Raw genomic sequence first — 21,516 nt, 5'->3', positions numbered from 1 at the left:
AAACCGTCTGGTAAAATTATAATGTTGTTCTGGCTAATCCCGTTGCGGGGGCTATTTTTTTGCCCAGAAACAGGTTGAGGAGGGGAGACGGATGGCTGGAAAATATGATGTGGTCATCGTTGGCGCCGGCCCGGCAGGGATTTTCACTGCCCTGGAGCTGGTGCGGCAGAAAAGCGGGCTCAAAGTGCTTATCCTGGAGAAGGGACACGGCTTAAAGCGCCGGGTGTGCCCGTCCAAGGAGACGCGTTCCAGCTGCCTGCACTGCACCCCTTGCTCGGTAGTATCCGGCTGGGGAGGAGCCGGGGCCTTCAGTGACGGCAAATTAACCCTGTCGCCGGAAGTCGGCGGCTGGCTGAGTGAATATATACCGGAGCGGGAAGTTACGGCTTTAATCGATTATGTCGATGGTATTTACCGCCATTTCGGGGCACCGGATAAGGTCTACGGCAGTCTCGAGGATGAGCGGATTGCAGATATTCAGCGCCAGGCCATCCTGGCTGATTTAAAGCTGATTCCGGCTCCCATCCGCCACCTGGGCACCGGACGCACCCAGGAGATCCTCCAGGCCATGAAGGATTACCTGGAGGAGAACGGCGTAGAGGTGCGCACGGATACGCCGGTTGAGGAAATCCTGGTGGACGATAACCGAGTTACCGGGGTGGTTACCCGGCGGGGTGAAGAAATCAGCGCCCGTTATGTGGTCCTGGCCCCCGGCCGGGAAGGCGCCGACTGGCTGCGCCGGGTGGCCGCCGGGCTGAACCTGAAGCTGGCCGTCAATCCCGTGGACATCGGCGTGCGGGTGGAAGTGCCGGCGGCCGTCATGGAGCACCTGACCAGCGTCATTTACGAATCCAAATTTATCTTTTACTCGCGGAAATTTGACGACCGGGTGCGGACCTTTTGCATGAATCCCTACGGGGAAGTAGTGCTGGAAAATAACGAGGGCCTGGTGACGGTGAACGGCCATTCCTATGCGGACAAAAAGACTAACAATACCAACTTTGCGCTGCTGGTGAGCAAGACCTTTACCGAGCCTTTCAAGGAACCCATCGCCTACGGCCGTTATGTGGCCCGGCTGGCCAACCTCCTGGGCGGCGGTGTCCTGGTCCAGCGTCTTGGCGATCTTCTGTCGGGGCGGCGGACCACAGCTGACCGCCTGGAGAAGGGCCTGGTAACACCGACCCTGACCGAGGCCACGCCCGGGGACCTGTCCCTGGTCTTCCCTTACCGGCACCTTACGGCCATTGTGGAGATGCTCGCGGCTATGGATAAGATCGCGCCGGGGGTTTATTCCCGGCATACCCTGCTCTACGGCGTGGAAGTTAAATTTTACTCGTCCCGGTTAAGTCTAAACCGGGAGCTGCAAACAAATATCCACGGCCTGTACGCTGCCGGCGATGGCGCCGGGGTTACCCGCGGCCTGGCCCAGGCTTCGGCGGCCGGTGTCATTGCCGCCCGGGCTATTATAGCCGGCGCTTAACCGGTGGTGGCCTGGCTTGCGCCCGGCCCCAATACCGGGCGGGATGAAATAAAACAAACGAATAAACAAACAATAACTTGAAAGGCGGTGCTTGCATGGCGGCGGTAGTCCTGGTGGGAGCCCAGTGGGGCGACGAGGGCAAGGGTAAAATTACCGATTACCTGGCAGAAAAGGCTGAAGTGGTGGTTCGTTACCAGGGAGGGAGCAACGCCGGCCATACGGTGATGGTCGGGGAACAGGAGTTTAAACTGCACCTGGTACCTTCCGGTATCCTCTATCCAGGCAAGCTCTGCCTTATTGGCAATGGTGTGGTGCTCGATCCTGCCGTCCTGGTGCAGGAACTGGACGGCCTGGCGGAGCGGGGTGTAGATACCTCAAGTTTGAGGATCAGCGACCGGGCCCACCTCATTTTACCTTACCATAAGGGCCTGGATGCTGCCGAGGAAGAGCGGCGGGGTGAAGCCCGGATCGGCACTACCAAACGGGGCATTGGTCCGGCCTATGTAGATAAAACGGCCCGGACGGGCATCCGGGCAGGGGATCTCCTGGACTGGCAGGAGTTTCGTGAGAAACTCGCCCGTAACCTGGCGGCAGTCAACGAGGTGCTGGCTAAAATTTACGACCGGCCGGGTTACGATCTGGAAGCCATCCTGGACGAGTATGCGGGTTATGCCAGGCGCCTGCGGCCCCTCATAGCCGATACCGTTCGCCTGGTTAACGGAGCTTTGAAGGACGGCCGCAGGGTTCTCTTTGAAGGTGCCCAGGGAACCCTCCTGGACCTGGATCAGGGCACTTATCCCTTTGTTACTTCTTCCTACCCCACGGCCGGGGGGGCCTGCATCGGTGCCGGTGTCGGCCCGACGAAGATCAACAAGGTCCTGGGGGTGGCCAAGGCTTATACCACCAGAGTGGGAGCCGGGCCCTTCCCGTCTGAAATAACGGGAAGCCTGGGCGATACTTTGAGGGAGCAGGGAAGGGAATATGGCACCACCACCGGGCGGCCGCGCCGCTGCGGCTGGCTGGATACGGTCATCCTGCGCCATGCCGCCGAGGTCAACGGCCTGACCGGCCTAGCCCTGACCAAGCTGGACGTCCTGACGGGAATTGATCCTTTACGTATTTGTACCGGTTACCGCTACGGCGGTGAGATAATCCGGGATTTCCCGGCCAGCCTGAAGGTCCTGGAGCAGTGTGAACCCGTGTATGAAGAACTCCCCGGCTGGCAGGAAGATATCACTAAGGCCAGGACCCTGGCAGATCTACCGGCCGCCTGCCGAGCATATATCCGGCGGATTGAAGAACTAGCCGGCGTCCCCGTTCATCTCATTGCCGTCGGCCCCCGCCGGGACGAGACTATTGTGGTGGAAGAAGTTTTTTAGCCTTGCCTGTGTTTATCGCTGGCCTGTCAGGCCAGTTTTTTTTAAGCAAAAACGCCGGCACTGATGGCCAGCTGCCGGCGTTTTTAATATTTTTTAATCAAGAGCAGTCGAGGTTTGTGAAAAGGATGACAAGCATTAAATATATCAGGTATTGAAATTGCCATAAAAATGGTCTATCATAAAAATTAACTGACAGGCCTGCCGGAGAAGAGGACAGCGCCGCGATGGAGCAGGACAGAGGGCGCGAGCTTTTCTCTGGCCCGGGAGTTTAACAGGGAAAGGAGGGGATGTGAACGCAAGCGTTCTGTTTGCTACAGGAGGGCACTTAGCAGGTATCCGGTCTGATCACCTGAACGTCGTAACAGTAAATTCGGAATTTAATGATGGTAGGGAGGCGCTGGGAAAATGCCCTGGACCCAAGTCTATGATCCGGCCAATAATCTTGCGGTTTCAGCCCTGCTGGCTGCTATTCCCATTATATTCCTTTTTTATGCCCTGGCCGTTCGGAAAATGAAAGGCCATATTGCCGGCCTTCTAACAGTGGTGGCGGCTATTGCTGTCGCTGTTTTCGGCTACCGCATGCCGGTTGGTCTGGCTATTCTTTCCTTTGTCAACGGCGGACTGTACGGTCTGTTTCCCATTGGCTGGATTGTAGTTGCCGCCGTCTTTTTGTACCAGATAACTGTAAAAACGGGGCAGTTTGAAATTATCAAGGATTCTATTGCCGGTATTACTGAAGATCGGCGCCTGCAGGCATTGTTGATTGCTTTTTCCTTTGGTGCTTTCCTTGAAGGTTCGGCAGGTTTTGGCGCTCCGGTGGCCATTACCGCGGCTATGCTGGCAGGCCTGGGCTTCAACCCCGTGTATGCCGCCAGTATTTGCCTGCTGGCCAACACGGCGCCGGTGGCCTTCGGTGCTATTGGGGTTCCTGTGCTCACCCTCGGCCAGGTGGCAGGGATTGATTCCATGCTCCTGAGCAAAATGATCGGCCGCCAGTTGCCTTTCCTTTCTGTCCTGTTGCCTTTCTGGCTGGTGGCAATCATGTCGGGCTGGAAAGGTGTCAAAGAGACGTGGCCGGCTTGTCTTGTAAGCGGCGGTTCTTTTGCCGTCAGTCAGTGGTTTTCCTCCAACTATTTAAGTCCCATGCTGCCTGATATTATCTCCTCTCTCTTTTCTCTAGTCTGTCTGATATTGTTTCTGCGCGTCTGGAAACCTGAACATATCTGGCGTTTCCCCAACGAATCCGGCTCAAGGGGGCCCCGACCCCACCATGCGCCCGGAACTATTCTGAAAGCGTGGACGCCTTTTATCATCCTCACGTTGATGGTGGCTGACTGGGGTATCGGTCCGGTAAAGGCTGTACTGGACCTGGTTACTATTAAATTCGCCATACCTGGCCTGCATCAGGCCATTATCAAGGCCGGTACTTCCGAACCCATGAACGCTATCTTCACCTTTAACTGGCTTGCGGCCCCGGGCACAGGGATCCTGATTGCTGCTTTCATATCAATGCTGATTCTAGATATGCGCTTTAGCGACTGGCTGCGCCTCTTCGGCGAGACCTTGCATGATTTGCGCTATGCTGTCTTTACAATATTTTTAGTTCTGGGATTTGCTTATACAGCAAACTATTCCGGGATGAGCACCACCCTGGGACAGGCCCTGACAGTTACTGGCAAAGCCTTTCCCTTTGTAGCACCCTTTCTGGGTTGGCTGGGTGTCTTTATTACAGGCAGCGATACGTCCGCCAATGCCCTTTTCGGTAAATTGCAGCATATTACCGCTCAAAATATCGGCGTCGATCCGGTGCTGACGGTAGCAGCCAACTCCTCCGGCGGTGTCACTGGAAAAATGATCTCCCCTCAGAGCATCGCTGTTGCTACGGCGGCTACCGGTCAGGTGGGCCAGGAGGGTGTCCTCTTCCGTTTCGCTATCGTACCCAGCATCTTGATGACGGTTTTTATCAGCGTCATAACAACCCTTCAGGCTTATTTCTTTACATGGATGATCCCGGCCCACGGCGACCTGGCTCAGCCGGCAGCTAACACCGCCGTGGTCAGCCTGTCTGAAGGGCTGTGGATTCTTGCCGGTACTCTGGGTGCTATTGTCATCCTGGCGGTTATCGTTGCTTCAAGTAGCCGCCATGCCCGCCGGCGGGAAGTTTATACCCCGGGTAAGTAGACTGCAGGAAATGGCAAAAGCCCCGTTGAGCGGGGCTTTTTTAATGAGCGTTGCAATCCGGTAAGACACGACTTTGAAGCCTTTCTGAAATAGCGGCAAAATACTTATTGAATTGCCGTAAAAAAATGTTATAATGTAACCATCAGGTGGTCAGGCCGGACAAAATTGTCTGATCATTGAAGCGGCTATCCGGCGGCGTAAGCAGGTTGCGGTTTCTGTGAACGAGCTAATCCCGGGGGAGCTGGTAGACCCCTTGACGGCAAAGGAGCGAACTGCCGTGACTCTTTTCGATGATTTGGCCCTGGTAGAAGAGGAAATGGCCAGATGCATGAAATGCGGCAACTGCCAGGCGGTCTGCCCTCTATATAAAGAGACCCTGGAGGAAGCGGCGGTAGCCCGGGGTAAGATCCAGCTGGCCTATGCCTACCTGAAGGGCGAGATCCCGGCCACCAACATCCTGGCGGAAAAGCTGCTTTTTTGCCTTACCTGCATGGCCTGCGTTGCCAACTGCCCCAATGGTGTCCGGGTCGATACGGTAGTCCTGGCCGCCCGGGCGGCCATGGTGCGGGAAAAGGGCCTGCCCTGGGTAAAAAAAATAATCTTCCAGGGGTTGAAGCGCCCCCGGCTCGTTGATACGGCCCTGAAAACAGGCCGCCGTTTCCAGTCCCTGGCCCTGCGTTACCGGCCGGAAATCCAGCGCTGTCACCCCCGCTTTCCCATCGGGCTGGAACTGCGGCGGGTATTGCCGCCCCTGGCCAAAAGGACTCTGAAAGAAGAGTTCCCCGAGGTAATCCGTCCGGTAAAACCCCGGGCCCGGGCGGCCTTTTTCACCGGTTGCCTGGAAAATTATATCTATACCGACATCGGCCGGGCGGTGGTTAACGTCCTGCTGGTCAATGATATCGAGGTCATAATTCCCCGGGACCAGCACTGCTGCGGTATCCCGGTCCTGGCCCACGGCGACGTCACGGCGGCCAGGGAAATGGCCGCTTCCAACCTGCAGATTTTCCAGCGTTATAACTTTGACTACCTGGTGGTGGCCTGCGCCACCTGCGGCGAGGCCTGGAAGCATTTTTACCCGCAACTCCTTGCGAACAGCTTCCAGGGAGCGGCGGCCCGGGACATGGCCGCCAGGGCTCGGGATATCAGTGAACTGCTGCTGGAGATTGATTACCGCCGGCCTGCCGCCGGCCTGCCCCTCAAGGTGACCTACCATGATCCCTGTCACCTGGCACGCGGCCAGGGCATTTACAATGAACCGCGGCAGGTTTTGCGCTCCATTCCCGGCCTGGAGTTCCAGGAAATGAAAGATGCCGGCCGCTGCTGCGGCAGCGCCGGTTCCTTCAGCCTGACCAACTACAACATATCCATGCAGGTCCAGGCCCACAAGGTGGCGGCCATCAAGGCCACCGGAGCGGATACGGTGGTTACCGGCTGCCCGGCCTGCCGCATGCAGCTGGAAGACGGCCTGGTCCAGGCCGGGCTTTCACCGCGGGTCTTCCACGTCGTTCAGCTCCTGGAGCAGGCCTATGCCAGGGGCGAAGAGGGAAGTGTGAGGCGTGAGGCAGGATAAAGAATATCTAATCACAGGGGGGTTATTCTTGAGCCAAAGCGATTTAATTGCTTTCTTTATCCGCCAGGCTGAGGCTATGGGGGCGCAGGTTATACCAGTGGACGGCGCGTGGGGGATCGGGCCGAAACTGGTCGAGGTTTTACGGCCCTTTGGGCAACGAGTAGCCCTGGTAGAATCCCCTATGTCCAGGGAAGCAGGGCTGGAGACGGCCCTGGCGGTAGCCGGTTTCCACATCGAGAAGGACGGCGCCGATTTTGCCCGCCAGGCCGATACTGGTATTGTTGAGTTTGATTATGGCATTGCCGAGACGGGAACCCTGGCCATGGACGCCACCGACCTGAAAACACGCCTGGCAACAATGTTGCCCCTGACCTGCGTGGCCCTGCTGCGGGCGGAGCGAGTCCGGAGCAATTTAACCGAGGTAATCGACGCCTACCTGGAGCGGGGGAACTGGCCGGGGTATTTCACCCTGGTCACGGGTCCCAGCCGTACGGCCGACATTGAACGCAGCCTGACCATTGGTGTTCACGGCCCGGAAAGGCTGCTGATTATTCTGGTGGAAAATAACGGAGGTGGCCGCCATGGCCGGTAAAGAATTCAAGGAGCGTATTCGTCAGGCCTTGAACAATGCCAGCCTGCGCGGAGCGCTGGGGCGCTTTGCCGACTCTTACATCGTTTCCCGGGAACAGGTCTATGCCGGCCGGGATTTTGCAGCTCTGCGAGAAAGGATTGCCGCTATCAAGGCCGATGCCGCCGGACGTTACGAGGAACTGGCCGACCGGTTCACCCGGGCGGTGGAGGCCCGTGGCGGCAAGGTATTCCGCGCTCACGACGCGGCGGCCGCCAGGGAGTATATCTACCGGGTGGCTAAAGAACATGGCGTAACCGATATCGTCAAGTCCAAGTCTTTTGCATCGGAAGAGATCCACCTGAACGAGTTCCTCCAGGAGCGCGGCATTACCCCCCATGAGACCGACCTGGCCGAGTGGATCCTGCAGCTCATGCCGGGAGAAAGGCCTTCCCACATGGTCATGCCGGCCATTCACCTGCCCAAGGAAGAGGTGGCCCGGGTTTTCAGCCGTTACCTTGGTCAACCGGTGGAACCGGATATTAAAAACCTGGTCCGCCTCGCCCGCCGGGAGCTGAGGAAGAAATTTCTTACCGCCGGCATGGGCATCAGCGGCGCCAACATTGCTGTGGCTGAAACGGGGACCATTGTCATCTGCACCAATGAGGGCAACGCCCGTCTGGCTACGACTGTACCGCCGGTCCACGTGGCCATTGTCGGCTACGAGAAGCTGGTGCCGGAGCTCAAAGATATCGTTCCCATCCTTGAGGCCCTGCCCCGCAGCGGCACGGCCCAGCCCATTACCAGCTATGTGACCATGATTACCGGCCCGGTCCCGGCCTGGCGGGATGATGGCGAGGGGATTAAAGAGCTGCACGTCGTTCTCCTGGACAACGGCCGTACCCGGATGGCCGCCGATCCGGTCTTCAAGGAAGCCCTGCAGTGCATCCGTTGTGCTTCCTGCACCAACGTCTGCCCCGTCTTTCAGCTGGTCAGCGGCCAGGTCTACGGCTATATTTACAACGGCGGCATTGGCAGCATTCTGACGGCTTTCTTTAACTCCCTGGAAGACGCTGCCGAGCCCCAGAGCCTTTGTATCGGCTGCCGACGTTGCGCCGAGGTCTGCCCGGCGAAGATCAACATCCCCGACCTGGTCTTGAAGCTGCGGGAGCGGGTCGTCACGAAACAGGGCCTCTCCAGCGGCTACCGCATCGCCCTCCACGGGGTGGTGGCCAGGCCTAAGCTTATGCACACCCTGCTGCGGGCCGCTGCCCGTCTCCAGGGCCCGGTGACCCATGGCCGGCCCCTCATCCGGCACCTGCCCCTCTTCTTCAGCAGTCTCACGGAAGGGCGCAGCCTCCCGGCCATTGCCCGGGTGCCCCTGCGGGACCGGGTGAAGGACCTGGAACGGCCCTTGAGCCGGCCTCGCCTGCGGGTTGCCTTTTACAGCGGTTGCGTCATTGACTTTGTCTACCCGGAAATCGGTGAGGCCGTTTACAAGGTGCTGGGGCGGGAAGGGGTGCAGGTAGTCTTCCCCCAGGAACAGGCCTGCTGCGGCGCGCCGGCAGCATACGCCGGCGACCGGGAGACGGCGGTTAAACTGGCTAAACAGAATATTGCCGCCCTGGAAGGCACCGGTGCCGGGGTTATCGTTACCGCCTGCCCCACCTGCGCCGTGGCTCTGAAGAAGGACTTTCCCGAGCTCCTGGCCGGAGACCCGGCTTGGGAAGCGCGGGCGCGGATTGTAGCGGCAAAGGTCAAGGACTTTACCGAACTCGTCCATGAACTGACACGGGATCGCCAGGGATCTTCCGGCCAGCCGCTTAAAGAAAGCGGGCAGGCCCTTAAAGTTACCTACCACGATTCCTGCCACTTCAAGCGGCACCTGGGCCTGGACCGGGTGGCGCGGGAGGTGTTAAAAGGCCGGCCGGGGTTAGAACTGGTTGAGATGCAGGAAAGCGACCGCTGCTGCGGCTTTGGCGGCTCCTACAGCATCAAGTACCCGGAAATCAGCAGGCCTATCCTGGAGCGCAAGCTAAAAAATATTGCGGCGAGCGGGGCGGAATTGGTGGCGGTGGACTGCCCGGGCTGCGTCCTCCAGCTCCGCGGCGGTCTGGACCAGATGGGAGGTACTGTACAGGTTAAGCATACGGCCGAGATACTTGCAGCCGCTCAAGACTGAAACATGGGGATAAAAACTGCACCTGGAGGGAACTTGTGCGGACTTAATGCTGGGATTAGACAGGCTGCTTTTTAGAGGTGAGGACAGAGGTGGACCTGAGGCCTATCCGGCCCAAGAAAATCTATGAAGAAATCGTCCAGCAGATCAAGGACCTTATTGGTAAGGGCAACCTGAAACCCGGGGATCGTCTGCCTCCAGAGCGGGAACTGTCCGAGCGTCTGGGTGTCAGCCGCGCCTCCGTCCGGGAAGCCCTTAGCGCCCTGGCGGCCATGGGGGTTATCGACATCCGGCCGGGGGAGGGCACCTTTGTCCAGAATATCCGTTACGGGGCCATTGTAGAACCCCTGGCAATGGCCCTGCTGCTGGACCGCCAGGAAGCCATGGAACTTCTGGAGGCGCGCCAGGCCCTTGAAGGCGAGGCCGCGTATCTCGCGGCCCGCCGCGCCGGGCCGCAAGATTTAGAAAAAATGGCCGGGATTTTAAAGGAAATGGAGCGAGACCTGCGGAATGGCACCCTGGGGGAAGAGGCCGACCTGCGCTTTCACCTGGCCATAGCCGAAGCGGCCCGCAATTCCGTCCTGGCCAGGCTCATGCATACGGTTTCCGACACCATGCGCCAGGCCCTGCGTACCAGCCGCCAGCGCCTCTATACCACCCCTGGCAACCAGGAGCTGCTCTTTGAGCAGCATAAACGTATTTACGAAGCCATCAAAGCCCACACCCCTCGCGACGCCCGGAGGGCCATCTGCCAGCACCTGCGTTTTGTCGAGCGGGAGTTGCAAAAGGAATAGGAGAACTGCCGCCCGGACCTTCTTTAGCGGGATAATATGCATTAGACCCACCGGGGACATCCAGGTGGGTCTAATGAATCATATCGCCGGTTATGTCTTCGGCATTATATAATGTCCAGGGATCAATGGTCAGGCAGTTGGTTTCATCCCTTTTTCCGGTTAAATCCCAGGCCGCCGTATTATCCAGGATCGTTAAAGTGTTTTTAAACACATCTTTGTTTTTCAGGGGTTCAAAAACCCCATATAAGAGATTCTTCATATCGTAGCGGGTCACTTTGCCGTCAGCGAACTGGCAGATAATGGCGTAATCCCTTTCTTTATCAGCATATACTTGGATTAATGCGGGGGGAATCATTTTTATCACGCTCCTATCTGAGGGGATCGATTTTAAACAGCTCTTTTTTATGATAAGCATTATGCCAGTTATCCATTAATTCATCCTGGTGCAGTAAGGTCCAGGCTATAACCAAACTCGCCTGTTTTTTTGGAAGCTGGCCTTTAATAATTACCGCCTTTTGAATATCGACAATAGCATGGTAATCCCCATATTCCACATGAAAATGGGGCGGTAAATGTTCGTCATAAAACATTGAAATCTTGATGCCATAGAACCAGCTAATTTGTACCATAGAAAACACCTTCCCGCATTGCCTGCAAACCCCGCCGGTAAATTCTCGAAAATTATTACAATCTCATCATACCCTAAAAACTGCTTTTACCTCTACATTTATTATACCATGCTATACGTAGCAAAAAAGCCCCTTCCCGGGGCTTTATTCTTTCCTGGCGGAGCCGACGGGAATTGAACCCGCGATCTCCGGCGTGACAGGCCGGCATGTTAGACCGCTACACTACGGCTCCTGGTTTGGTGACCCGTGGGGGAATCGAACCCCCGTTACGAGCGTGAAAGGCTCGTGTCTTAACCTCTTGACCAACGGGCCATATATCTGGTGAGCCATGGTGGATTCGAACCACCGACACCCTGATTAAAAGTCAGGTGCTCTACCGCCTGAGCTAATGGCCCACAGGTTTGTATATTACATGCTTATTTCATCCCTGTCAAGAGGAGAAACGATTGTTTAATTATTGCTAATAGCCATTATTTTCACCTTGGCATTGAGGAGCAAGTATGGTGGCAGAATTATTTTTTAGGAAAACGCAGGGTACAAATTTGTAAATCCAAATTTTAAACAAAAAAATTTGTATAACCAGAAGGAATTTCCGCGTATATGGCGAATTAATTAAGCAAAACAAAAATAAAGATGTTTGTTTTCGGAAGGGAGGGTTGAGGGCTTGCGGGCTGAAGACCGGCGGCGAGAAATTATCAGGCATTTGGATGACCAGGGTATCGTCAAAGTTACCGAACTCAGCAGTATCTTTCAAGTTACGGAAGAAACCATCCGTCGCGATTTAGAACGCCTGGAAAGTGAAGGCTATTTGAAGCGTACCCATGGCGGCGCCGTAAAAATAGCCTCTACCCAGGAAGAAACCGCCTTCCACATCCGCAATATGCGCAATCGTTACGAAAAGCAGCTGATAGGCAGGTGGGCGGCTGAACTGGTCCAGCCCGGTGACGTTATCGCCGTTGACGCCAGCACCACCGCTCTGCAGTTTGTTCATTTTCTTAAAGATAAAAAGGACCTGGTGGTAATTACCCATGCCTTGAAGGTTGTCATGGCCCTAGCTGGCAATCCGGACATTACGGTCATCTGCACCGGCGGAACATTGCATCCCCGCACCCTTTCCTTTGTGGGGCCGCTGGTGGAAAACGCCCTGGCGAGCTACAACATTAAAAAGGCTTTTATCTCCTGCAAGGGGGTCACCCTGGAGGAAGGCATCACCGAATCCACCGAGGTGCAGGCCAGGGTGAAAGCTGAACTGTTGCGGGGAGCCAAGGAAATAATTCTCCTGGCAGATCATGATAAATTTGGTACGGCAGCTCTGGCCACTGTGGCGCCGGTGACGGTTGTGCAGAAGCTAATTACTGATAACGGCACCCCGGGAGAGGAAATAGAAAAATTTCGCCGGGCCGGAGTAGAAATAATTGTAGCCGAGGGGCGAGCGGCTCATCAGGGGAGCGATTTGCAGGCAAGTGGTTAATCGCATAGATGGCTATAAAAATAACCAAAGTATACTGGCCAATCGGGGAAGGACGGAGCTTTATATGAGTCGAAAACCTTTTCTGCAGATGAGGAATATAACTAAAACTTTTCCGGGTGTTCGGGCCTTAGACTCAGTTCAATTGGAAATAATGCCTGGCGAAGTTCATGCCCTGGTGGGTGAAAATGGTGCTGGCAAATCAACCCTGATAAAGATATTGGCTGGCGTGGAGCAACCGGATCCGGGGGCGGAATTTTTAATCGACGGCATTCCGGCAAACATCCGGCAGCCTCTTGATGCCAGCCAAAAAGGCATAGCTGTTATTTACCAGGATTTCAGTCTTTTCCCCAATCTTACGGTGGCGGAGAATATAAGTTTTGGCAAGGAAATCGGCCGGGGAAAACGCTTTGTTAGCTGGCATGAGATTAAAGAAACGGCTACAAATGCCCTGGCTGAGCTGGGAGTTGAATTAGATCTTAATCTACAGCTAGAAAAATTACCTGTTGCGAAACAGCAATTGGTGGCTATAGCCCGTGCCCTTGCATTTAAAGCGAGATTTATTATTATGGATGAGCCTACCTCTTCCCTGTCGCGCGGCGAGGTTGAAAACTTGTTTAAAATTATCCGGGCTCTGAAAGAGAAAGGAATTGCCATTCTTTTCGTTAGCCATAGACTACAAGAATTATTTACTATTGCCGAACGCTTTACCGTTTTGCGTGATGGCAAATATATTGGTACTTATCTTAAGGAACAACTGGATGAGGAAAAGCTCATATCATTAATGGTGGGGCGAAAAGTAGAATTTATTAGGCAATCCGGAAACGAAACGGGGCCGGTACTGTTAGAAGTCGTTAACTTAACTAAGAAGGGCAATTTTAAAGACATCTCTTTTACTTTGCGCAAAGGAGAAATATTAGGCCTTACCGGCTTGGTCGGCGCGGGGCGAACAGAAGTCGCCCAGGCCTTGTTTGGACTTAATATTCCCGATAGCGGAGAAATTTTCTTAGAAGGCGTCAAGGTTAATATACGCTCTCCGGAAGAAGCCATGCGTCTGGGTATTGCCTATATTCCGGAAGGCAGGCAGCGTGAAGGTCTGGTATTAAGGCAATCGGTAGCCAATAATATTTCCCTGGCCATGCTCAAAAAGATGCGGGGCAAATTTGGTCTCTTAAATACCAGCAAAGAGCGAGAACTTGTAGGACAGTATATGGAGGCCCTGGACGTAAGGCCCCGGCTGCCCAATATGCTGGCAATGCAGCTTTCAGGCGGCAATCAACAAAAGGTAGTACTGGCCAAATGGCTGGCAACACGTCCTAAAATCTTAATTATTGACGAACCAACAAATGGCATAGATGTCGGTGCCAAAGCAGAAATTCATAAACTTCTGCGTCAGCTGGCCTCGCAGGGGATGGGTATCCTGATGATTTCTTCGGAACTACCTGAAATTTTAGCTGTAAGTGATCGTATTTTGGTAATGCGCCGTGGGCGGCTGGTGGGCGAGTTTGATATCGAAGAAGCCACCCAGGAAAAAATTATGAACAGGGCTTTCATGGGAATGCCGGGTCGGGTAACGGCTTAAACCTGTCTGTGGTGATACAAGGAGAAGGTGTAATAAAAATGAAACAACGTACTAAATCAAAGGAACTGTGGATTTTATTAATGTTGGTATTCTTATCAGTTTTAATCAGTATTCGCAGCAATGTTTTCTTGCGTCCGGATAATTTGCTTGACTTACTTAAGAACAATGCTGTATTGGGCATCCTGGCTTTAGGAATGACGCTGGTTATTATTACAGGTGGTATTGACGTATCCGTAGGCGCGGTGGTTGCGGTCCTGACGGTATTGATCGGTAAATTTATGGTAACTATTGGCGGTAACCTGCTACTTACTTTTTTCGTTGCTATTGCAGGCGGAATTATCATTGGAATAATAAATGGGACTTTAATCGCCCGGGCTAATATCCCTGCCATTGTAGTTACCCTGGGCTCAATGAGCATTATAAACGGGCTTATGCTTTATTACACCAACGGTACCTGGATCAACGATATTCCCGCGTGGTTTATAGATTTCGGTAAAATTACCCTGTTTAAGTTTACTGATGCCAGCGGCAATATGGTGGGAATCCCTATTCAGATAATAATTTTTCTAATAATGGCATTGCTAACCTGGGCGTTATTGAAATATACCCTGATTGGCAGGGCGGTATATGCAGTGGGCGGTAATCCTGTCTCGGCCAAACGAGTGGGTATTAATATAGAACGTACTTTAATATTTGTATATGCCTACATGGGCTTCCTGGCTGGCGTGGCGGCAGTTGTGCATACATCTATTATGCGTCAGGTCGATCCCAATGCCTTTTTAGGTTTTGAACTACAGGTAATCGCAGCAGTTGTAGTTGGAGGTGCTAATGTTATGGGCGGCAGCGGCTCTGTCGCTGGCACCATCCTTGGCGTTTTATTCATGGCGGTTCTTAATAATGGCCTCATCCTGACCCATATTCCAACCTTCTGGCAAAAAATTATTGTCGGTATCATCATTATCTTTGCCGTCAGCTTTGATGTTATGCAAAGGAAACGGATGGAAAAGAGCCTACCAAGAGTAGATGTAGAATACTAAAGAGGGGTGGCATATTTGTCTAAATCAAGCAAAGAAATGATACTCCTGTATGTTTTTGCGGGTCTCTTTCTGTTAATGTCAGTAATCTCCCCTTCAAAGTTTTTGAGCCTGGGAAACCTCCAATCCATGGCAACCCAGCTGCCCGAGTTAGGGATTATAGCCCTGGGTATGATGGTGGTCATTATCACTGGCGGGATAGATCTTTCAATTACCTTTACAGCTGCCCTATCCGGGATAGCCGGCGCCTTGGTCCTATCTTCCGGCTATAATGCCGGGGTTGCGGGAACAGCAGTACTGCTTTTAATCATGAAGGCAGTCCTGGTTACCCTGATCACCGCCTTAATTTGCGGTTTTATAAACGGCTTCCTCGTATCATATGTAGGTGTTTCGCCTATCCTTGTTACCCTTGGGACTATGACACTGTTTGAAGGACTGAGCATTTGGCTAACCAAAGGAGGGGCTATATCGGGTTTCCCTGAACAGTACCAGTGGATTGGCAATGGTTATCTGGGTTTTGTCCCTGTCCCACTTTTAATATTTATCGCCTTTGCGAGCTTGACCGGGATTCTGCTGGAGCGAACTGCCTGGGGAAGAAGTGTTTATATGTTTGGCTGTAACCCGGTAGCCACATATTTTTCTGGCATCAATACGAAAAAAGTGGTAATGATTGTTTACCTTTATGCGGCAACGCTGGCTGCAATGGCCGCCCTTATTATGACCTCCCGCTATAATTCAGCTAAGGTGGATTATGGTTCGTCATATTTATTACAGAGTGTAGCTATTGTAGTTCTGGGTGGTACCGATATCGCGGGGGGCTATGGCAAGGTCATCGGGACTGTTATCGCAGTCGGCATCGTCCAGGTACTCTCCAGCGGATTGAATTTAATCGGTATAAACAGATTTATAGTTGACGTCACTATGGGGGCTCTGTTAATTGCTGTTTTGTTATTAAACTACTTAATAAATAAAAGGAGACAGGGGAAGGAGGTAAAGATAGAGCAAAAGAAGACAAGTGTTGCTACATGAGAGGCCTGGTAGGGAAGATAAATATGGCTCTAAGGAGGTGGGAGGGAGAAGAAAAGGAATTAAGAAGAAATTTAACTAGGTCTCTCAAGCTCGTACTTTGGCAAAGGAGGTTATCAGTTTTAATGAAAAAGCTTATAACGCTTCTATTATCAATGCTGTTAATTGTTTCTCTCTTAGCTGGTTGCGGCAATAAAACCTCCGGGACCCAGGCGCAGCAGCAACAAGGAAATCAGCAGACCGCTACGGCCAAGGACAAAAAATATAAAATTGTTGTCATGCCCAAACTGGTAGGTATACCCTACTTTAACGCTTCCGAGCAGGGCGCCAAGAAGGCCGGCCAGGATCTGGGTGTAGAGGTCATTTATACCGGTCCCACTAAGGCCGACGCTGCAGAGCAGGTAAAGATGATTGAAGACCTTATCACCCAGGGTGTTGATGCCATTGCCGTGGCGCCCAACGACCCGGCTGCTTTAGCTCCCGTGCTCAAGAAGGCCAAGGATAAAGGCATACTGGTAGCCGACTGGGATACGCCGGCTGATAAGTCACTGGTCGATCTATCGGTGCACCAGATTGATGACAAACAGTATGGCGAACATATCTGGGATATTCTGGTTAAAAGCATGGGCACCGACAGCGCTGAATACGCCATAATTACCGGCGGTCTGTCTGCGGCTAATCTGAATAGCTGGATTAACTACGGCCTGGAATATGCCAAAACTAAATATCCCAACCTGAAACTGGTTACCGATAAGGTCCCTTCCGATGAAAAGCAGCAAGTGGCTTACCAGAAGGCCCTGGAGCTGATCAAGGCTTATCCCAACCTGAAGGGTATCATTGGCATCAGCACCCCGGCTCCCATCGGTGCTGCCCAGGCTGTTCAGGAAAAAGGTTTGCAGGATAAAGTCAGTGTTGTCGGGACCGCCCTGCCCAATGACTCCAAGACCTATTTGAAAGACGGGTCTCTGGATGTTGCGACCTTATGGGATCCGGCCAAACTGGGTTATCTTACGGTAGCATTGATTAAAGACATGCTGGATGGCAAGAAGCCTACCGACGGGCAGGAAGTTCCCAATGTAGGTAAGATTCATGTCCAATCAGACGGCAAGACGGTTATTATGGGACCGCCCACCGATTTTACCAAAGAAAACGTCGATCAATACAACTTCTAAACGTTTAATTGGGGAGGGGCAGGGGCCTGCCCCTCCCCAATCAACCTGAATTAACGTGCAGGCAGGTGGGAATAAGCATGGAAATCAAATTTTCCGCCGGTGTCTGGGCCTTTGACGGCTGCGGTGACCGCTTCCTGTTAAGCGGCTATCGCGACGGCAAACCCGTGGTGGAACGTATCAAAGAAGCTGCCAGCATTCCCGGTTTGAGCGGCGTAGAGTTAAACTACCCGGCCGACGTAACCGATGCCAACCTGGATGAAGTCGAAGAGGCCCTGAAAGCTAACAACCTGCAGGCTTCTATTATTGGCGTGGACCACAGCGGGCAGCGCAGGTGGCAGTTTGGCAGCCTGGCGGCGGCCGATGCCAGTATCCGCGGGGAAGCCGTAACCCTGGCCCAGCGCGGTATGGACGTGGCAGCCAGGCTGGGGGCGAATCAGGTCAATATCTGGCTGGGACAGGATGGTTTTGACTATTGTTTCCAGGTGGACTATCTAAAGTCCTGGCGATGGCTGGTGGAGAGTCTGAAGGAGATAGCCGGTTATCGCGGCGATGTCCGGGTTTGCGTTGAGTATAAGCCCAAGGAGCCGCGGACACATGCTTTCATAAATAACGCCGCCAAGGCCCTCCTGCTGGTCCAGGAGGTAGGACTGGACAATATCGGGGTCACCATTGATGTCGGGCATTCCCTCAATGCCGGGGAAAATGTGGCTGAAGCCCTGGCGTTACTGGCCGGCCACGGCAAAATGTTCCACTTCCACTTCAATGACAACTACCGCAGCTGGGACGACGACCTGCTGGTGGGCTCGGTCCACCTGGTCGAATATATTGAACTCCTTTACTGGCTGCAAAAAGTGGGCTATGACGGCTGGTACTCCCTGGACGTCTTCCCCTACCGGGAGGACCCGGTCCAGGTATGCCGGGAGAGCATTGCTACGTTGAAAGGTATCTTAAACCTTATAGAGCGGCTGGGAATCAACAAACTGGACGAGCTAATCGCTAAAGGTGATGCCATAGCTACCTTGAGCTTTATCCGGCAGCATATCCTGCCCTGAAGGTAGAGGTAGCTGACAAGAGAGGAGACTTCATAGTGGCTTCCGAGTATCAAATCAGGCAGGATATTTGTGAAGTAGGCCGGCGCATTTACGCCAAAGGATTTGTCGCCTCCAATGACGGCAATATCAGCGTCCGCATCGGGGAAAATGAGGTTTTAACCACCCCTACGGGCGTGAGTAAGGGCTTTATGACGCCCGACATGATCATCAAGGTGGACCTGGAAGGGCGAAAAATCGCCGGCAGCCTCAAACCTTCTTCGGAAATAAAAATGCACCTGGATGTTTACCGGCACCGGCCGGATGTGCGGGCGGTAGTCCACGCCCACCCGCCTGTGGCCACCGCCTTTGCCGTGGCCGGTATCCCCCTGGACAAGCCGGTACTGCCGGAAATCATCATCACCCTGGGGGCTGTCCCCATCGCCAGATACGGCACCCCGTCTACCGAAGAGATACCCCTGGCGGTCAGGGAGTACCTGGATAAGTACGACGCCGTCCTGCTGGAAAACCACGGGGCCCTTACCATGGGGACGGACGTCTACAACGCCTTTTACAAGATGGAATCCATCGAGCACTTTGCCAAGATCAGCCTGGCGGCCCGGCAGCTGGGCGGGGAACGCGTACTGCCCTGTGAGGAAGTAGAGAAGCTGCTGCAGATCCGGGAAAAGCTCGGCGTCAGCGGCCGTCACCCGGGGTGCACGGGGTGCGGCGCCTGCAGCATATCCGGCCAGGTGGATAAGGGGACGAGCGGCATCCCGGCGGAAGAGCTCCAGGAAATCATCAGCGCCGTGACCCGACGCGTCCTGGCCTCCCTTGGGGATAGGCAACAGTAAAGGAGGGGCAGGGTAGCGCCGTCTTCCCTTAAGTTAAATTAATTACAACCACACAACCACTGCAAGTCCATTTCGGAGGCAAAATATGAACCATCAAGCCCTGGGTATAATTGAAGTTCGCGGCCTAGCCGCCGCCGTCGCTGCCGCGGACACGGCCGCCAAGACGGCTGCAGTCACCATCCTCGGCTACGAACCGACCAAAGGCAGCGGCCTGGTAGTATTAAAAATCAGCGGTGAAGTCAGTGCCGTCACGGCAGCCATCGAAGCCGCAAAGGAACAGGTTGCTAACGTCAGCACCGTTTTTGCCAGCCGGATTATTGCCCGGCCCCATGAAGAACTGGCGCGGTATTTAAGCTAAGAAACCCTCCAGGTAAAAACCGAGGAGAACCTTAGAAATTAAAGGAGGAAGAGTCAACCCATGAGCGCTTTAGGCCTCATCGAAACCAAAGGACTGGTCGCGGCCATCGAAGCGGCAGATGCCATGCTCAAAGCCGCCGGCGTCGAGCTGGTAGGCATGGAAAAGATCGGTTCGGGTCTTGTCACCGTCATGGTGAGCGGCGAAGTAGGTGCGGTCAAGGCCGCCACCGAGGCGGGTGGTGCCGCCGCCGCCCGGCTCGGGGAAGTCATCGCCGTCCACGTCATCCCGCGGCCCCACAGCGACGTCGCCCGCATCCTGCCCGGGAAAAAAGACGCCTCTGCCAAGGGGGTAGATTAACATGAAGGACGGCGCCCTGGGGCTCATCGAAACCAAAGGGTTGGTTGCGGCCATCGAAGCGGCAGATGCCATGCTCAAAGCCGCCGGCGTCGAGCTGGTAGGCATGGAGAAGATCGGCTCCGGCCTGGTCACCGTCATGGTCAGCGGTGATGTCGGAGCCGTCAAGGCCGCCACCGAAGCCGGAGCCGCTGCCGCCGGGAAACTCGGCGAGATTGTCGCCGTCCACGTCATCCCGCGGCCCCATACGGACCTCAGCAGGATATTACCAGCCTAAGCGGTGAGCAGAAATGATCGACGAAACTACTATCGCCAGCATTGTCGCCGAAGTATTAAAAAACATCCAGCAGCAGTCCCGCAATGGGACAACAGCTACTACGGCAACAGCGTGTAGCGGTGCCTGCCAGGCGCGGGCCGGCCAGGCCGCGGCCACTACCTCCCGCGGTGACAAAGGCGTATACAGCGACTTGAAGGCAGCTATCCGCGCTGCCAAAAGAGCGCAGCAAGAACTGGTAAAGTTAAGCCTCAAAACCAGGGGCGAGATTGTCGCCGCCATCCGCCGGGCGGCCATCGCCAACGTAGAAACAATTGCCCGGCTGGCCCACGAAGAAACCGGCTACGGCCGGGTAGAAGACAAGATCCAGAAGAAGCTCTATGCCGCCCGTCTAACCCCTGGCGTCGAAGACTTAAAGACCGAAGCCATCAGCGGCGACAACGGCCTCATCCTGATTGAGCGGGCGCCCTTCGGCCTCATCGCCTCCATCGAGCCGGCCACCCATCCCGGCTCCTGCGTCATCAACCACGCCATCAGCATGGTCGCCGCCGGCAACAGCATAATCTTCCTGCCCCATCCCAAAGGGCTCAAAACCACCCAGTACCTGGTGCGCCTCTTCAACGCCGCCATCCAGGAAGCCGGCGGGCCGGAAGACTTATTAGTAGTAGGCGATAAAGTCAGCCTGGAAAACCTGGACCTGGTCTTAAGCCATCCCGATGTAGATCTGGTCGTCGCCACCGGCGGGCCGGAAGTAGTCAACCGCGCCTTAAGAAGCGGCAAAAAAGCCATCGCCGCCGGGCCCGGCAATCCCCCCGTAGTCGTCGACGAAACCGTCAAGGACCTGGACTACGCCGCCAGATGTATTGTCGACGGCGCCGCCTTTGACAACACCGTCCTCTGCATAGCCGAAAAGGTCATCATCGCCGTGGAAGCAATAGCCGATGAGCTCCTCTTCCACCTGCAGAGCCACGGCGCCTATCTCGTGCGGGACGAAGGAGATAAAGAAAAACTCATGCGCACCATCCTGCCCGACGGCAAGCGCTTCCACCCCGACCTTATCGGCCGGGACGCCACTGTTATTCTAAAGCAAGCCGGCATCGACGCCCCGGAAAACACCAGGATCGCCCTCATGGAATGTCCCCCGGAGCATCCCCTGGTGCAGGAAGAACAGCTGCTGCCGGTCCTGCCCCTGGTGCGGGTGCCGGACTTCGACGCCGCCGTGGAGCTGGCCGCCCAGGTAGAACACGGCTTCCAACACACAGCCATCATCCACAGCCAGGACGTCAGCCGTATCACCGCTTACGCCCGCAAGCTCCGGACCGACATCCTGGTGGCCAACGCTTCCTCGGCTGCCGGGTTAAACATCGGCGGCGAAGGGCACTTCAGCCACACCATCGCCAGCCCCACAGGCGAAGGCATCTGCACCCCCCGCACCTACACCCGGGAACAGCGGACGGTTATCGTCGGGGCCCTGCGGACGGTAGACTAGTAATTAAATGCAGCTTAATTGTGAAATAAGGAACAAGAGCGGAGTGGAAGCGGCGATGAAGTGGAGCAGGTGGGGGGTTGTCAGGGTTAAGTAT

General features: G+C 54.7%; 21 protein-coding genes and 3 tRNA genes. 18 read left to right on the top strand and 6 right to left on the bottom strand.

What is annotated here, in order from left to right:
* Positions 1 to 91: 91 nt before the first annotated feature.
* The 7 genes from MCACP_RS13100 (at position 92) to MCACP_RS13070 (ending at position 10,154) form a co-directional block, all read left to right on the top strand.
* On the top strand, positions 92 to 1,480 hold the full coding sequence (locus MCACP_RS13100; protein WP_406677185.1) for an NAD(P)/FAD-dependent oxidoreductase: 1,389 nt from the start codon (positions 92 to 94) through the stop codon (positions 1,478 to 1,480).
* 95 nt (positions 1,481 to 1,575) lie between these two features.
* Positions 1,576 to 2,859, top strand: coding sequence for an adenylosuccinate synthase (locus MCACP_RS13095; RefSeq protein WP_406677184.1), 1,284 nt, complete (start codon positions 1,576 to 1,578; stop codon positions 2,857 to 2,859).
* 405 nt (positions 2,860 to 3,264) lie between these two features.
* A complete protein-coding gene (locus MCACP_RS13090; RefSeq protein ID WP_406677183.1) occupies positions 3,265 to 5,040 on the top strand; it encodes an L-lactate permease in 1,776 nt (591 codons plus the stop codon).
* A 217-nt stretch (positions 5,041 to 5,257) separates the two neighbouring features.
* Positions 5,258 to 6,613: a (Fe-S)-binding protein gene (locus MCACP_RS13085; RefSeq protein ID WP_406677182.1), complete on the top strand. Its 1,356-nt coding sequence runs from the start codon at positions 5,258 to 5,260 to the stop codon at positions 6,611 to 6,613.
* Between the two features lie 28 nt (positions 6,614 to 6,641).
* Complete coding sequence (locus tag MCACP_RS13080) at positions 6,642 to 7,205, top strand: LutC/YkgG family protein (RefSeq protein ID WP_406677181.1); 564 nt, start codon at positions 6,642 to 6,644, stop codon at positions 7,203 to 7,205.
* The gene (ldhH, locus tag MCACP_RS13075) at positions 7,195 to 9,363 is read left to right on the top strand and encodes an L-lactate dehydrogenase (quinone) large subunit LdhH (protein ID WP_406677180.1); all 2,169 of its coding nucleotides are present in this window, start codon (positions 7,195 to 7,197) and stop codon (positions 9,361 to 9,363) included. The genes MCACP_RS13080 and ldhH overlap by 11 nt, the downstream gene beginning before the upstream one ends.
* 89 nt (positions 9,364 to 9,452) lie before the next feature.
* Positions 9,453 to 10,154, top strand: coding sequence for a FadR/GntR family transcriptional regulator (locus MCACP_RS13070; protein ID WP_406677179.1), 702 nt, complete (start codon positions 9,453 to 9,455; stop codon positions 10,152 to 10,154).
* 70 nt (positions 10,155 to 10,224) lie between these two features.
* On the opposite strand, the gene MCACP_RS13065 is transcribed toward MCACP_RS13070, so the two are convergent.
* The 5 genes from MCACP_RS13065 to MCACP_RS13045 all read right to left on the bottom strand — a co-directional run bounded on the left by MCACP_RS13065 (position 10,225) and on the right by MCACP_RS13045 (position 11,178).
* Positions 10,225 to 10,509 carry a DUF2442 domain-containing protein gene (locus tag MCACP_RS13065; RefSeq protein ID WP_406677177.1) on the bottom strand — a complete coding sequence of 95 codons (285 nt, stop codon included), beginning with the start codon at positions 10,507 to 10,509 and terminating at the stop codon, positions 10,225 to 10,227.
* Positions 10,510 to 10,522: 13 nt separating this feature from the next.
* Entirely contained in the window at positions 10,523 to 10,783 is a 261-nt protein-coding gene (locus MCACP_RS13060) for a DUF4160 domain-containing protein (RefSeq protein ID WP_406677176.1), read from the bottom strand.
* Between the two features lie 155 nt (positions 10,784 to 10,938).
* Positions 10,939 to 11,015, bottom strand: a tRNA-Asp gene (locus MCACP_RS13055).
* Positions 11,016 to 11,020: 5 nt separating this feature from the next.
* Positions 11,021 to 11,095 (bottom strand) — tRNA-Glu (locus MCACP_RS13050).
* Between the two features lie 7 nt (positions 11,096 to 11,102).
* Positions 11,103 to 11,178: transfer RNA gene (locus tag MCACP_RS13045), tRNA-Lys, on the bottom strand.
* Between the two features lie 269 nt (positions 11,179 to 11,447).
* Here MCACP_RS13045 and MCACP_RS13040 point away from each other — a divergent pair.
* The 3 genes from MCACP_RS13040 to MCACP_RS13030 all read left to right on the top strand — a co-directional run bounded on the left by MCACP_RS13040 (position 11,448) and on the right by MCACP_RS13030 (position 14,870).
* Positions 11,448 to 12,254 carry a DeoR/GlpR family DNA-binding transcription regulator gene (locus MCACP_RS13040; protein ID WP_406677175.1) on the top strand — a complete coding sequence of 269 codons (807 nt, stop codon included), beginning with the start codon at positions 11,448 to 11,450 and terminating at the stop codon, positions 12,252 to 12,254.
* A gap of 64 nt (positions 12,255 to 12,318) precedes the next feature.
* The gene (locus tag MCACP_RS13035; protein ID WP_406678756.1) at positions 12,319 to 13,833 is read left to right on the top strand and encodes a sugar ABC transporter ATP-binding protein; all 1,515 of its coding nucleotides are present in this window, start codon (positions 12,319 to 12,321) and stop codon (positions 13,831 to 13,833) included.
* Between the two features lie 38 nt (positions 13,834 to 13,871).
* Positions 13,872 to 14,870, top strand: a complete 999-nt coding sequence (locus MCACP_RS13030) for an ABC transporter permease (protein ID WP_406677174.1) — start codon at positions 13,872 to 13,874, stop codon at positions 14,868 to 14,870.
* On the opposite strand, the gene MCACP_RS13025 is transcribed toward MCACP_RS13030, so the two are convergent.
* Complete coding sequence (locus tag MCACP_RS13025) at positions 14,867 to 15,052, bottom strand: hypothetical protein (RefSeq protein ID WP_406678770.1); 186 nt, start codon at positions 15,050 to 15,052, stop codon at positions 14,867 to 14,869. The two genes, MCACP_RS13030 and MCACP_RS13025, sit on opposite strands and share 4 nt — an antisense overlap.
* Between MCACP_RS13025 and MCACP_RS13020 the strand changes: the two genes are divergently transcribed.
* From MCACP_RS13020 to MCACP_RS12985, 8 genes are all read left to right on the top strand, one after another.
* A complete protein-coding gene (locus MCACP_RS13020; RefSeq protein ID WP_406677173.1) occupies positions 14,997 to 15,896 on the top strand; it encodes an ABC transporter permease in 900 nt (299 codons plus the stop codon). The genes MCACP_RS13025 and MCACP_RS13020 overlap by 56 nt on opposite strands.
* 122 nt (positions 15,897 to 16,018) lie before the next feature.
* Positions 16,019 to 17,065, top strand: a complete 1,047-nt coding sequence (locus tag MCACP_RS13015; RefSeq protein WP_406677172.1) for an autoinducer 2 ABC transporter substrate-binding protein — start codon at positions 16,019 to 16,021, stop codon at positions 17,063 to 17,065.
* 77 nt (positions 17,066 to 17,142) lie between these two features.
* Positions 17,143 to 18,117: a sugar phosphate isomerase/epimerase family protein gene (locus MCACP_RS13010; protein ID WP_406677171.1), complete on the top strand. Its 975-nt coding sequence runs from the start codon at positions 17,143 to 17,145 to the stop codon at positions 18,115 to 18,117.
* Positions 18,118 to 18,152: 35 nt separating this feature from the next.
* Positions 18,153 to 18,947, top strand: coding sequence for a class II aldolase/adducin family protein (locus MCACP_RS13005; protein WP_406677170.1), 795 nt, complete (start codon positions 18,153 to 18,155; stop codon positions 18,945 to 18,947).
* An 85-nt stretch (positions 18,948 to 19,032) separates the two neighbouring features.
* Complete coding sequence (locus MCACP_RS13000; protein WP_406677169.1) at positions 19,033 to 19,305, top strand: BMC domain-containing protein; 273 nt, start codon at positions 19,033 to 19,035, stop codon at positions 19,303 to 19,305.
* Positions 19,306 to 19,365: 60 nt separating this feature from the next.
* Positions 19,366 to 19,662 (top strand): BMC domain-containing protein, encoded by a 297-nt coding sequence (locus tag MCACP_RS12995; RefSeq protein WP_054937955.1) that lies wholly within the window; start codon positions 19,366 to 19,368, stop codon positions 19,660 to 19,662.
* Position 19,663: 1 nt separating this feature from the next.
* A complete protein-coding gene (locus MCACP_RS12990; protein ID WP_406677168.1) occupies positions 19,664 to 19,936 on the top strand; it encodes a BMC domain-containing protein in 273 nt (90 codons plus the stop codon).
* Between the two features lie 13 nt (positions 19,937 to 19,949).
* Positions 19,950 to 21,422 (top strand): aldehyde dehydrogenase, encoded by a 1,473-nt coding sequence (locus MCACP_RS12985; protein WP_406677167.1) that lies wholly within the window; start codon positions 19,950 to 19,952, stop codon positions 21,420 to 21,422.
* The last annotated feature ends 94 nt before the right edge of the window (positions 21,423 to 21,516 follow it).

It is taken from the genome of Neomoorella carbonis, assembly GCF_045278715.1.
GTDB lineage: Bacteria > Bacillota > DSM-521 > Neomoorellales > Neomoorellaceae > Neomoorella > Neomoorella carbonis.
Note: the sequence above shows the minus strand (reverse complement) of the source record. Positions and strands in the feature narration are given on the sequence as shown.

Coding starts and splice junctions, on each gene's coding strand:
- MCACP_RS13100 (WP_406677185.1), top strand. CDS start 92: ATGGCTGGAAAATATGATGTGGTCATCGTTGGCGCCGGCCCGGCAGGG.
- MCACP_RS13095 (WP_406677184.1), top strand. CDS start 1,576: ATGGCGGCGGTAGTCCTGGTGGGAGCCCAGTGGGGCGACGAGGGCAAG.
- MCACP_RS13090 (WP_406677183.1), top strand. CDS start 3,265: ATGCCCTGGACCCAAGTCTATGATCCGGCCAATAATCTTGCGGTTTCA.
- ldhH (WP_406677180.1), top strand. CDS start 7,195: ATGGCCGGTAAAGAATTCAAGGAGCGTATTCGTCAGGCCTTGAACAAT.
- MCACP_RS13065 (WP_406677177.1), bottom strand. CDS start 10,509: ATGATTCCCCCCGCATTAATCCAAGTATATGCTGATAAAGAAAGGGAT.
- MCACP_RS13060 (WP_406677176.1), bottom strand. CDS start 10,783: ATGGTACAAATTAGCTGGTTCTATGGCATCAAGATTTCAATGTTTTAT.
- MCACP_RS13035 (WP_406678756.1), top strand. CDS start 12,319: ATGAGTCGAAAACCTTTTCTGCAGATGAGGAATATAACTAAAACTTTT.
- MCACP_RS13030 (WP_406677174.1), top strand. CDS start 13,872: ATGAAACAACGTACTAAATCAAAGGAACTGTGGATTTTATTAATGTTG.
- MCACP_RS13020 (WP_406677173.1), top strand. CDS start 14,997: ATGGCAACCCAGCTGCCCGAGTTAGGGATTATAGCCCTGGGTATGATG.
- MCACP_RS13025 (WP_406678770.1), bottom strand. CDS start 15,052: ATGACCACCATCATACCCAGGGCTATAATCCCTAACTCGGGCAGCTGG.
- MCACP_RS13015 (WP_406677172.1), top strand. CDS start 16,019: ATGAAAAAGCTTATAACGCTTCTATTATCAATGCTGTTAATTGTTTCT.
- MCACP_RS13010 (WP_406677171.1), top strand. CDS start 17,143: ATGGAAATCAAATTTTCCGCCGGTGTCTGGGCCTTTGACGGCTGCGGT.
- MCACP_RS13000 (WP_406677169.1), top strand. CDS start 19,033: ATGAACCATCAAGCCCTGGGTATAATTGAAGTTCGCGGCCTAGCCGCC.
- MCACP_RS12995 (WP_054937955.1), top strand. CDS start 19,366: ATGAGCGCTTTAGGCCTCATCGAAACCAAAGGACTGGTCGCGGCCATC.
- MCACP_RS12990 (WP_406677168.1), top strand. CDS start 19,664: ATGAAGGACGGCGCCCTGGGGCTCATCGAAACCAAAGGGTTGGTTGCG.
- MCACP_RS12985 (WP_406677167.1), top strand. CDS start 19,950: ATGATCGACGAAACTACTATCGCCAGCATTGTCGCCGAAGTATTAAAA.